The sequence below is a fragment of the Moorena sp. SIO2C4 genome (assembly GCF_010672485.1).
In the GTDB taxonomy this organism is placed as follows: Bacteria; Cyanobacteriota; Cyanobacteriia; order Cyanobacteriales; family Coleofasciculaceae; genus Moorena; species Moorena producens.
On the sequence record NZ_JAAHGN010000092.1, the window covers coordinates 1 to 12,062 of the forward strand.

Consider the following 12,062-nt stretch of genomic DNA (forward strand, 5'->3'; position numbering starts at 1 on the left):
TATAAATATGCCCGTCAGTAGCTCTTCGCTTACATAGACCAGTCCATATATGAAACCTGCACCCTCTAGACTTGCTTCAACAACCACTAGAACTACCGAAAGTAGAATTAGCAGAATGAGGGTGAATTCAGTTTGGGGAGCATGAATGAACTGGTCAAGACGGGACTTGATGGTTGATGACAAGTTAAAGTCTTCTATATTAAATGGAATTCACTCCATTTAATATTAAGAATTTTTAATTCTGAATGCTTCCCCCACCTGAGTTTTCATGGTGTGGGTATCCGTCTTAATTACAAGGTTTTATCCCTCGCGACAGGCGGCATTCTCGCGCCTGTTGCCAGGACTTTTGCTGGACTATTCCCCCAAGTCGTTGTCTTGATGCAATAGCGAGTGGGGGAAACCACGGCAGTCGCTCATGGGGGGAACCCCCAAGACCGCGCTGCCTCCCCAAGACCGTAATGGTGCGCTTTCCGTAGGCGAATTAAATTCGCCACGGGTCGCACCTCTGCATCGCTTCCGCTGTGGGGCTTATGCTTAGAAACTTTCACCTAGAGTCTGACGTTTATAAACCGACAGAGCGAGGAAAAACAGGTTTAATTTCCCTATCGTGAGAGGTCGTGCCTCCAGTTTGCTCAGAATCTCGTTCTGCCCTTTGCCGTACCACTCAAGATAATTCAATTATATCACAATTTGCCGCTCCTTGACCCCCACCTGCGTTCTCGTGGTGGGGGAATGCGTCGCTCATTTTTGTTCAATTTCCACAGGTTTGCTCCTAGCCGGTTGTACTACCCTCGGAAACTCTTAAGAGTCAGCATCAATCAACTCAATCTTCCTACCAGCGGGGGGATTAAACCTGGGCGGCTCTAACTGAGTCGGTGGTTTGACGATACCCGATGGTGAGGTCACTTCCGGTGGTGGAACCACAATTGGGAAGGAGCGAACCGGTGATGGCGGTTTGACCACTGATGATGGTTTTACCACTGATGGTGGGGAGGGAGCTGGTTTCGGGATCACCACTTGTGGGGGAGATGGAGGCGGAACCGGTCTTGGTCGTCTTACGGGCACAGGAGGTGGGGGAGGTGGGGCTAAAATCTTGCGCCATGATTGAATTTGCCGTTGGGCTTCCTGGTAAGGGCGAGTACCAGACGGAACTATGTTTGCGATCGCAATGGATTCAGACAGGTTATAGGCAGAACGACTTCTGGCTATGGATAGGATTTTGTAACTCCAGCGATTGACTACTGTTCTCGCCTCGCTACGGGATTTGGTTGAGGTTGGCACTTGCCTAGCTACTCGAATCGCTTTTCTTAGGGCTTGTGGAGTTCCAGCCTCAGCAATTTGGTAAGCTTCCCGTAAACGCTGCTGACCCTCTAGTTCTAACTTCCAGCTTCTGACTTTGCTTTGGGCTTCATTGTACAGAGCCCGACCTGCCTTAATTTGTTGGGCAGTTGCCACGGCTGCATATAGATCACCCCGGATTGCCAGAGTGCGTGCTTGGTCTAAATAAGGTTGGTCTTCTTGCTGCTGGATACTTCTAGACCACTGATTAATTTTACTTTGAGCTTCCTGGTAAAGACTACGACCTCGGGAAATTTTACGGGCTTCTTGAACAGCAGCTTGCAAAGAATCAATGCTGCCATAACTAGCCAGTTGTGCTGCCCGTTCCAGGAATGGCCTGTCTTCGATCAGCTGAATTTGACGAGTCCAATCTCGAATTTCGCCCCGTGCTTCCTCATAGCGGGGATTACCACGAGGGATCTGTTCCACTTCAGCTACTGCCAGTCTTAAGTCACTAGGTAAACCCGAGGTAGCATAGGTTCTGGCTCGCTCAAGTCGCGCCACATCTTCTACTTCTCGTTGCCAACGGCTAATTAATTGCTGCCCTTTCTTATATAGGGGACGTTCTGATCCCAGCTTTTGGGCAGATGCGATCGCTTCTTCTAAATCCCAGGTTGTACCAGACTCAGCACGAGATAGGGCATGAGCTAGGTCAATTAAATCCGATTTGAGTTCAGGTACTTTAATCGTTTCGGGAAGTTTATAGGCAATGTCAAGAACTTCGGACCACTTACCTTGCTCTAGCTTGTTCTGAGCAATCTCCACCAGCTTGTTGCCAGAGTCTTTAATTAAATCCTGAGCTTCTTTGTAAGCATAACTTTGCTCTGTGATTTCCTTAGCTTTTTCAATAGCTGCCAGGATCTTCTCTATATTGCCACTTCTACTCAGCTCATAAGCCTTATCCAGCTTAGCCGAGTCTTCCCGTCCCATCTTAATCTTATCCGTTAGCTGGTTATACTTAGCCGTAGCCCAGTAGTCATTGTCCACATAGGTCAATCGTACTGCTTCGCGAAATGCTAAGTTCCAGTTTGATAACCTCAACTGTTTTTCCGCTTGCTCATAAACTCCCTCTGCCCTCGACCAGATTTTCTGCCAACGTTTTACCCGCTTTTCTACTATCGCGCCAGCTACGGATTTTGAAGGAATACGTTTAGCAATCTTAAGAGCTTCACTGAGCTGACCAGCTTGAAACTTAGCTTCCCCAATCTCTAGGATTACCTGTGACCACTCTTCGATATGTTGGTTAACTTGTGGGCGTAACGGGTGATCTTCGGGCAGGGCATCCACTAATGCGATCGCTTTTAGCAACTGGGGGACAGTTTGCTGATTTGCTGCCACCTGAGCACAAGATAGGCGCATCGATGCTGAAGCCGTTGGCCAAAACACAGCACGGCAGTTTGGTACAGCTGGCAACCTTAACAACATCATTGCTGAAGCAAATCCAGCACTACCGAAAAGCAACACAACTAAAGCTGACCAAAACTGCCAACTGCGAGGCAAGAGGTTTTTTACTCCAGTCGTTTTTCCTGAGGGAGCTTGTCTACCGGTAGTTTGTGCTGTGTTTAATCGAGAGTTAGCTACTGGTTGACCAACCCCAAATTTTTCTGATTGCTGGGGGGGCTGTGTCGATGGGTTTCCTCGGTCAGGATAGTTTACGTTCGGTTGAGTAACCGGCTGGCTCTGGTTAGGTTGCCAGCCATTAAACTTACCTGAACTTGAACCATTTGAGGTTGGCCAACGGTCTGGAAATTCTCTATTTCTGGTCATAATTCACTTCCACACTCCCTACACCGGAAGACAGCAGGTTGTTTACAGCAACCTCAGTTGTTGAGATTTTACCCACCTTACACATATAGAGTCTACACCCTATCTTATAGTAGTGTTCTTATAATTCTGGTTGAGTTTATATGCTGATCCATATTTCTTGCAATCCTTTACAAGTCAGGATTCTAATCTTCCAGTTACAGTAGGAAGTCCAGTAGCTACTGAGTTTACAATTCTTTTATCAATTGAGATAGTTGATCGGGATTGGCATGATAGACCTCTGAGCAAAAATGACAAGTTGCCTCAGCGCCACCGTCTTTTTCTATCATATCCTGAAGTTCCTCTTTTCCCAGCATTTTCAGAGCCCCCAACATCCGGTCAAAGGAGCAACCACAGTTAAAATGCAGCATCTGGGTTTCTGGAAAAATCTCTAGCTCCATATCCCCCAGCAACTGTTCAAAAATCTCTGGTAAGGTCTGGTTAGCTTGGAGCAGTGGTGTAAAACCTGATAGTTTGGTAATGCGAGATTCCAAAGTTTGAACTAATGCCTCATCCGTTGCTGCCTTAGGCATAACTTGGATTAAAATACCCCCAGCCGCAGTGACCCCTTGAGCACCTACGAATACACCAACCACCAGCGCTGATGGGGTTTGTTCCGAATTTAGCAGATAGTGAGCGATGTCATCACCTATTTCACCAGAAACCAACTCTACTGTACTCGAATAGGGATAGCCATAACCCACATCCCTAACCACGTATAGGAAACCATCCTTACCAACAGCACCACCCACATCTAATTTGCCCTTCTTATTTGGTGGCAGTTCCACCTCTGGGTTGTCTACATAACCTCGAACTTTACCATCTAATCCTGCATCCACCATAATTCCACCCAGTGGACCATTGCCATTGATCCGAATATTGACCCTCGACTCTGCTCGCTTCATACTAGAAGCCAGCAGAAGACCTGCAGACATGGTACGACCTAGGGCAGCCGTTGCCACATAAGAGAGTTGGTGACGTTGTCTAGCTTCTTCCGTCAGGCGTGTAGTAATCACACCAACTGCGCGAATACCCCCTGAAGCTGCTGTGGCGCGAATTAACTGGTCAGCCATAGAAAACTCTTACACTTCTTAATATAATTAATGTTTATTTTACAAAGTATTGAGAAAGTATCGAGTCCCTTGCTTGCCCTCTCCTTTTAGCCGAGGCATTAAAACAACAGACGGGATTTATCCCATTGGTTCATTCACAATAATTACAAATATTTCCTACGAGTAAGGACGATCTAACCAAAATGCTAGGAATCTTTCAAAAAAGTCATCTGAGGATTGAAGTCGAAGCACCACAAAATGTGATCCGGGATAGTCTGCTCTATACCGCGCAACTGCACCAGTGGTTGTGGCCGGAGAATTTATCTTCCGAGTTACCCGAACAGCTAGATTTAGGATTGACCTTTACTTCTTCCATCGGGCCAGTAGCAGTACAACACAAAGTTGAGCTTGTTCAGCCGAACTGTTTAAGACTGCTCTTGAGCCAGGGAATTGATGGTTATCATGAATGGTATTGGGGAGATGGTTGGGTACAATCTCGCCTAGAAGGGGTGTCTTTGTTACCCTTGAATTGGGGTCAAACCTTAAGTTTGCTGAGGCTACGTCAGTTTGTAGAACAGCATAAAGCCTCTGACTCCTAACGTAAAAATTGATCTAAAGCGGCTTTCAACTCCTCAATTTCTACCTCAATGTTGCCCTGCTCAGCGGCACGACCGATACACTCGCTTAAATGTTCATCTAGGATAATTCGTGCCACTTTATCCAAAGCCCCTCGAACTGCAGCAATCTGTACCAAAACATCAGGACAGGGGCGACTTTCTTGCACCATAGTCTTAATCCCTCGAATATGCCCCTCGATTCGAGACAGGCGATTGATAATTCGCCTCAGAGATTCTTCATCATGGACGTGACCATGGGTATGTTCACTATGGTTGTGATTCAGTTCTTGAGTCAGGGCATATTCTCTATCTTTCGAGATCATAGCGGTTTTATTAGTTTTATTAGTCCAAGGTTAACCAACTTCCTGGGTATATCATTATTGATAATTATTAAGCTTAACTTCTTCGGGTCTCAAGGGCTGATCACCCCTTGAGGTCAACCTCTCTCACTCTCGGTGCGCGCCTCCTAGGGTCGCACCGTCTGGAACTCGCCCAGGTACTACTAACGTCATAGTAATAACTCTCAAAATAGCGATTAGATGCTTGTAGCAACTAATCCACAATCCTACAAATCTGCCTCGAAACCCACTCCTGGCTCTGGGTGGGAGGAATATCAGGGAAGGTAAACTTGAGTTAGGGGTTAACACTAAGGGTCAGCAACAACTGACTACTAACCACTAGCCAAAGCCAAGTAAATCCCATGGGTTTTAGGTCGTGGGATTGGCTTAGCAATAGTATTCCCCAAAATTAACCAGAAGAATACGATAATACTATGTCATCAACTAAATTTTCGATTTGGCTTCGCTCAATTAGTAACTATCTCTTGGCTATTTTACTTGGAGTCTTATTGACAGTTGGCGTTTATCGTGTATCTCCCTCCAAGGCTGCTCCTGTACCCAGCACAGACTCAGTAACTCCGCCACTGATCGCCCAACAACTGCTAAGTCCACAGCAAGCTAGTAATAGCAGTTTTGTAACAGCAGCGGTGAATCGGGTTGGAGCAGCAGTGGTGCGTATTGACACCGAGCGCACAGTTTCCAGGCGCGTCGATCCCTTGTTTGATGACCCCTTCTTCCGGCGCTTTTTCGGTGATGACTTTTCAGCCCAAATTCCCCAAGAAAGACGTTTACAAGGTCAAGGCTCTGGCTTTATCATTGACAACAGTGGCATCCTACTGACTAATGCCCATGTTGTGGAAGGTGCAGATAAAGTAACCGTTACCCTCAAGGATGGGCGCAAGTTTAATGGTCAAGTCAAGGGTGTTGATGAATTCACTGACTTAGCTGTTGTCAAAATTAACGGTACTTCCTTACCGATTGTCTCTCTAGGGGATTCGAGTCAAGTTCAGGTTGGAGATTGGGCTATTGCTGTTGGTAACCCCCTAGGGCTAGATAATACAGTGACTTTGGGAATTGTCAGCACCATAGGACGCTCCAGCGCTCAGGCAGGTATTCCCGACAAGCGACTGGACTTTATACAAACCGATGCTGCTATTAATCCTGGAAACTCTGGTGGTCCGTTGTTGAATGCTACAGGGGAAGTTATTGGCATCAACACTGCTATTCGGGCTAATGCCATGGGAATTGGTTTTGCTATTCCCATCAACAAAGTCAAAGAGATTTCCAACAAACTAGCCCAAGGGCAAAAAGTTGTCCATCCATATATCGGTGTTCGGATGACAACCCTAACCCCGGAACTAGCACAAGAGAACAACAATGATCCCAACTCTGTTTTACTATTACCAGAAATCAATGGTGTCTTGGTAATTCAAGTAATGCCGGATACACCAGCTGCTGATGCTGGTATGCGTCGTGGGGACATAATTGTTCAAATTGATGGAACATCTGTTACTAATGCCACACAACTACAGCGCCTTGTGGAAAATAGTGGAGTAAATAAGGTTCTAGAAATAAAAGTAAGGCGCGGTAAGCAGACTACTAGCGTGTTTGTCCGCACCGATGCACTAAAAAATCCTAATTAGTGATTACCAAAAAATTTGGGTCTAAAGCCCCGTCCTTACAGGAGGGCTTTTTTTTTGTTCGCAACTGAAGGCTCCAAAGGAGCATCTTTGTATTGACAGTTTGGTAGCACCGTGTTAATATAAAGGAATAATTAATGTTCTAAATAAACATGATATTGAATAATTAGACAGTGTAAAAAACATGTTTTGAGATAATCATGTTGCACAATCAAGTCTAACGATTTGGACATCTATGAAAGTCTTTGATCAAAAAAATGTTCATCTAAATTTGTTAACTTAAACTTGTTAACTTAAACTTGTTAACTATTTTAGGTACGGTGGGGTTAGAAGTTACCGTAAAAATAGTGGAGCCTTTATAGTTAGTCGGCGCTTGTGTAAAAATTTTTAACCTTTTTGATTAAGGCTCCACTATTCTATGGTTTAGTTTCCGGCACACCGAAACCTGGATCCGCTGATCCAATACGCTTATAGATAATTGTCCTCTACCTTTTCTGGTTCAGACCTGAATAGGCAAGACAGCTCGTTGTTCGCTTAGCGTGGCCTACGGCCAAGTAAGAATCCCCTTTGTTATAGCAGGGCTGTAACATTGCTCGATGCTAAAATTCCTGGGTGAGGGGCTCAAAGCCCGTTAATGTCAAGCAAATCGCCGTTTTTTTATACTATTTTTAATAATATAAAAACAGGGGCGAAACCGCTGCCACTCGGGAGCTTTAGCGAACCGAAAAATTGACAATGAAACAGCCCTGCGTTGTTATAGGAGGGGGAGTGTCAAGAAATTCACCAGATGATCTAGTACAGGCAATCGCCAACACCCAGAAAAACATTGAGCTACAACCAGATAATCCTCAACTTTATTTAGAATTGGGAGAACTCTACTGCCAACAAGGTGAGTGGGTCGAATCAATTGCCTGTTACCTGAAAGCGATTAAGATTAAACCGGACTGCGAGGAATTTCACGAGCAGCTGTGGTACCTATTGTTGTCTGCTCAGATATCATCCCAGGGATTAGAAGAAATTGATCGCTGTGCCCGTCAAGTGATACAAGCAGCCACCATGTATCAGCAAGCCCTTGCGCTAGAGTCAGATGTGTTATCAGCGCAACCCCACGAGGCGCTGACAAAACAAGAAGGACTTGCTGAAGCGATCGCGGATTACAACTATGCCATCGAGAAGGGCATTGAGTCAAAAATGACAGGGACAATCGCAGACATGGTGGTTGCTTTGGCTGAGAAATTAAAACCAATACATTGGCAATTGCGCCAAGATTTCCAGTTCCTTGATTCCCTCCTTAGACAGCATCATATCCCTTACTGGGCTATTTCAGGAACTTTAATCGGTGCTCTGCGACACGAAGGAGTCATTCCCTGGGATGATGACATTGATATTGAGATGACAGAGGCAGATTTCCAGAAATTATTTACTTTAGAAACTCTCCTCAATGATCATGGTTTCTACTTTAGAAAGATCGAAAAAAATCTTTACAAAATAACTGACGGGATTGAAATTTATATCTATGACCAAAGGAGATTGCCCTCTGAAGGGGGACATCCTCAGTATCCAGATCTCGATGAGATCTTTCCTTTGCGAGAGTTTCAATTCTACAATTTTAAGATTTATGGACCCAACCAGGCCGAGAGGTATCTCAAAAGAGGATACGGGCAAGACGTTTTAAAGGTTTGCAGGATTTGGAATCATCGTTTGAATGTCGCACTAGGACCTGATCACGATCCGAAGCGATATTCATTGAGCACAAAAAAGGTTAAAATTATTTTAAATTTAGTTTAAAGGTTCGTTAAACGTCGTTAGATAAGGCTATTGAGCCTTTGCACTGGTTTCCCTAACTCCCCTGATTTCTTCCCCACCATGGAAGGGCTGGGAGCTAGGTAAGCTTGTCATGTCTCTAAACACTGCTAGTCAAGTAGTGCTGAAAGGCTATGAGCCGACAGCAGCATCAGGGATTAGAGAGCTAATCCTGAGTTAACTGTGTTTTGAGTGGCTCATGATCGATTGAGATCCTTAACAAAGATGAAAATCTTGCCTATCCCCTAGACCGCTTTGGTTAAACATTGTTGCAATTTTAGGATGCCACATGAAAACAACAGCACAATTTAGAAAAACGACAGAACCTAGAAAAGCAACGCAAGCTAGAAAAACAACACAACCTAGAAAAACAACACAACTTAGAACACTGCTGAACTCTAATCAGTTAGAGTTTCTGATAGAGGCCCATGATGGAATCAGCGCTAAGATTGCTGAAGAGGCAGGCTTTCAGGGCATTTGGGGCAGTGGCCTCAGCATTTCTGCCCAGTTGGGTGTGCGTGATAACAACGAAGCAAGTTGGACTCAAGTCTTGGAAGTAGTTGAGTTCATGTCCGATGCCACTTCTATCCCAATTCTGCTGGATGGGGATACGGGCTACGGAAATTTTAACAATGTGCAACGCTTGGTCAAAAAATTAGAGCAGCGTGGTGTCGCTGGTGTCTGTATTGAGGACAAACTCTTCCCCAAAACCAATAGCTTTATTAAGGGCACAGCTCAGCCCCTGGCTGACATGGACGAGTTCTGCGGCAAAATCAAGGCCGCTAAAGATGCCCAAAGTGATGATGACTTTGTCCTGATTGCCCGGGTAGAAGCGTTTATTGCCGGTTGGGGGCTCTCAGAAGCATTAAGGCGAGCCCAAGCCTATTACGATGCCGGAGCGGATGGCATTTTGATCCACAGCTCCTTGCATGTGCCTGATGAAGTGTTGGCCTTCAAACGGGAGTGGGGCGATCGCTCGCCAGTGGTGATTGTACCGACCAAGTACTACGCAACACCGACTGAAGTCTTTAGGGATGCTGGCTTCTCTATCGCCATTTGGGCGAATCACCTGCTCCGAGCTTCCGTTACCATGACCCAAAAGGTGGCTCAGAGGTTAATGCTAGAGCAGAACCTGCTGAATGTTGAAGACGAGATCGTCCCTGTGTCTGAGATCTTCCGGCTTCAAGGGGTTGCCGAACACCTGGAAGCGGAGCAGCGCTATTTACCCCAGAACGCTGCTGCTGGGATCCGCACGATTCTGCTAGCCGCCTCGCGCGGGATTGAATTGGGTGAGTTCACTAAAGATAAACCCAAGTGCATGGTAGATCTGCACGGTCAACCCCTGCTATCACGGATTGTGGAAGAGCACCACAATGTCGGTATTCAAGACATCACTGTGGTGCGTGGCTACAAAAAGGAAGTTGTCAACTTACCTGGCCTCGATTATGTAGATAACGACGACTATGACACCACAGGTGAACTCGTTTCCCTGAGTCGAGGCTTGCAGGAGTTGCCCCAGGATGGACAGGATTGGATCATTGGCTACGGTGATGTTCTGTTCAAGAAGTACATTCTGCAAATGCTGTCAGGGGTTGATCATGACTTTGTGGTCATTATAGATTCGAGTCAGCACCGCCAAGCCGAGCAGATCCGACCCGATTACGTTGCCTGTTCTCTACCCGACTCGACTCAGGCATTTTATCAACATGTTTATCTACAGCAAATCACCCCTGACCTGCCCGAGGGCGAAATCTGTGGCATATGGACCGGATTGCTGAAAGTGTCCCAACAGGGGCAGCAGAAATTACGGGATACCCTTAATACTCTGCTCCAGTCAGAGCAGGTGCGGCAACAGGGACGAATGCCAACTCTGATTAATGGGTTGATCAGCCATGGCCATCGGGTACATGTGCTTTATATCAAAGGGCATTGGCTCGATATCGATCAAGTCGAAGATCTGTTCAAGGCTGGAAGTTTCTAGATGATCAAATCCGAAGACTTTATCCGAGCGGCTCAGGCAAAGGGGTTTGGGTTATACACAGGGGTGCCCTGCTCCTACCTCAAATCTTTTATTAACACTGTGATTGACTCTGATCATCTCCGCTATGTGGGGGCTGCCAATGAAGGGGATGCCGTGGCGATCGCCTCCGGTGCCGAGTTGGCTGGAGTGCCCAGTGTGGTCATGTTTCAGAATTCGGGGTTTGGTAACGCTGTCAATCCCCTCACTTCTCTGAATCAAACCTTTAAAATTCCCATCTTGGTGATTGTGACCTGGCGAGGACAACCCGGTGGGGCACCGGACGAACCCCAGCACCAGCTGATGGGAGCCATTACTCCCCAATTGCTAGATCTAATCCAGGTGCCATGGGAACCTTTTCCCACGGAAATAGACCAGGTTGAGCCGACTCTAGACCGGGCAGTTGCCCATATGCAGGAGCATCAGACGCCCTATGCCCTGGTGATGCAAAAGGGTTCGGTAGAATCTTGCCAGTTAAGCTCTCAATTAACCGTCAAGCCCCTCTCGATCACCCCTGCTGAGGCTCTCCCCCTTCCACAGAACCCCTCCTTCACCCGTCGTGACATGCTGCAAGCCATCCAAGCTGCAACTGGGCCTGAAGACATTCTGTTGGCCACTACGGGCTACACCGGTCGGGAATTGTATGCCATTCAGGACCAAGCTAATCAACTTTACATGGTTGGTTCCATGGGATGTATCTCCAGTCTCGGCCTGGGCATGGCCCTGGCTCAGCCCCACCGTCGGGTGATTGTGGTCGATGGCGATGGTGCCGCTTTGATGCGCCTAGGAGCGTTAGCCACCGTTGGCTATGAACGTCCGCCCAACTTGCGGCATATTCTCCTAGACAATCAGCGCCATGAATCCACAGGGGGACAGTCCACGGTGTCGGCCTCCATTGATTTTGGTGCGATCGCAAAAGCCTGTGGTTACAAACAAGTTGCTGTAGCCACAACCCCTGAAGAGGTGAAAGCTTTGACCCAAGACCCATCCGAGGAATTAATGTTCATTCACGCCAAGATTAAGCCTGGTATTCCTGAAAAATTACCTCGGCCCCACATTACCCCCCTAGAAGTTGCTCAACGTTTACGGCAGTTTATCAAATCGCCGTAATCACACCTTGATTCGATCTCAATCCAGCCAAACTCTAAGCTTTACATCAACATGAACCGGACCATCTTACTCAACCCTGGCCCTGTTACCCTAAGCGAGCGGGTGCGCCGTGCCTTACTCCAGCCAGACCTGTGCCATCGTGAACCTGAGTTTGCTGAGCTGACCCTAGATATCAAAGCCCGCCTAGCCAAGGTGTATCCCGCAGCCGCTGAGGACTATGAAGCGATTTTACTTACCGGTTCCGGCACTTGTGCCGTAGAGGCAATGCTATCAACCCTTGTGCCACACCATCGCTTTGCCTCTGACGGGGTAACCCGCGACCTTTTCGTTTCTTGCTAGATTTG

9 protein-coding genes and 2 pseudogenes are annotated in these 12,062 nt (G+C 46.8%); 7 read left to right on the top strand and 4 right to left on the bottom strand.

What is annotated here, in order from left to right:
* Positions 1–183 (bottom strand): annotated as a pseudogene (locus F6K20_RS07660) (ion transporter); the annotation flags it as partial.
* Positions 184–415: 232 nt separating this feature from the next.
* Here F6K20_RS07660 and F6K20_RS07665 point away from each other — a divergent pair.
* Positions 416–538 carry a hypothetical protein gene (locus tag F6K20_RS07665; RefSeq protein ID WP_287294296.1) on the top strand — a complete coding sequence of 41 codons (123 nt, stop codon included), beginning with the start codon at positions 416–418 and terminating at the stop codon, positions 536–538.
* Between the two features lie 263 nt (positions 539–801).
* On the opposite strand, the gene F6K20_RS07670 is transcribed toward F6K20_RS07665, so the two are convergent.
* Together F6K20_RS07670 and hslO are read right to left on the bottom strand one after the other, a co-directional pair.
* On the bottom strand, positions 802–3,105 hold the full coding sequence (locus F6K20_RS07670; protein ID WP_008177481.1) for an AAA family ATPase: 2,304 nt from the start codon (positions 3,103–3,105) through the stop codon (positions 802–804).
* Positions 3,106–3,329: 224 nt separating this feature from the next.
* Positions 3,330–4,214, bottom strand: a complete 885-nt coding sequence (hslO, locus tag F6K20_RS07675; RefSeq protein WP_287248125.1) for an Hsp33 family molecular chaperone HslO — start codon at positions 4,212–4,214, stop codon at positions 3,330–3,332.
* Positions 4,215–4,396: 182 nt separating this feature from the next.
* Between hslO and F6K20_RS07680 the strand changes: the two genes are divergently transcribed.
* Positions 4,397–4,792, top strand: a complete 396-nt coding sequence (locus F6K20_RS07680) for a hypothetical protein (protein WP_287248127.1) — start codon at positions 4,397–4,399, stop codon at positions 4,790–4,792.
* Here F6K20_RS07680 and F6K20_RS07685 read toward each other — a convergent pair.
* Positions 4,789–5,133, bottom strand: a complete 345-nt coding sequence (locus F6K20_RS07685; RefSeq protein ID WP_008177474.1) for a metal-sensing transcriptional repressor — start codon at positions 5,131–5,133, stop codon at positions 4,789–4,791. The two genes, F6K20_RS07680 and F6K20_RS07685, sit on opposite strands and share 4 nt — an antisense overlap.
* Positions 5,134–5,582: 449 nt before the next feature.
* On the opposite strand from F6K20_RS07685, the gene F6K20_RS07690 reads away from it, so the two are divergent.
* The 5 genes and pseudogenes from F6K20_RS07690 to F6K20_RS07710 form a co-directional block, all read left to right on the top strand.
* Positions 5,583–6,791 carry an HhoA/HhoB/HtrA family serine endopeptidase gene (locus F6K20_RS07690; RefSeq protein ID WP_287248130.1) on the top strand — a complete coding sequence of 403 codons (1,209 nt, stop codon included), beginning with the start codon at positions 5,583–5,585 and terminating at the stop codon, positions 6,789–6,791.
* Positions 6,792–7,556: 765 nt separating this feature from the next.
* Entirely contained in the window at positions 7,557–8,576 is a 1,020-nt protein-coding gene (locus F6K20_RS07695) for a LicD family protein (protein ID WP_287248132.1), read from the top strand.
* A 304-nt stretch (positions 8,577–8,880) separates the two neighbouring features.
* Complete coding sequence (gene aepX, locus F6K20_RS07700; RefSeq protein ID WP_287248133.1) at positions 8,881–10,572, top strand: phosphoenolpyruvate mutase; 1,692 nt, start codon at positions 8,881–8,883, stop codon at positions 10,570–10,572.
* On the top strand, positions 10,573–11,718 hold the full coding sequence (gene aepY, locus F6K20_RS07705) for a phosphonopyruvate decarboxylase (protein ID WP_287248135.1): 1,146 nt from the start codon (positions 10,573–10,575) through the stop codon (positions 11,716–11,718).
* Between the two features lie 51 nt (positions 11,719–11,769).
* A pseudogene (locus F6K20_RS07710) lies at positions 11,770–12,003 on the top strand (2-aminoethylphosphonate aminotransferase); the annotation flags it as partial.
* Positions 12,004–12,062 lie beyond the last annotated feature (59 nt).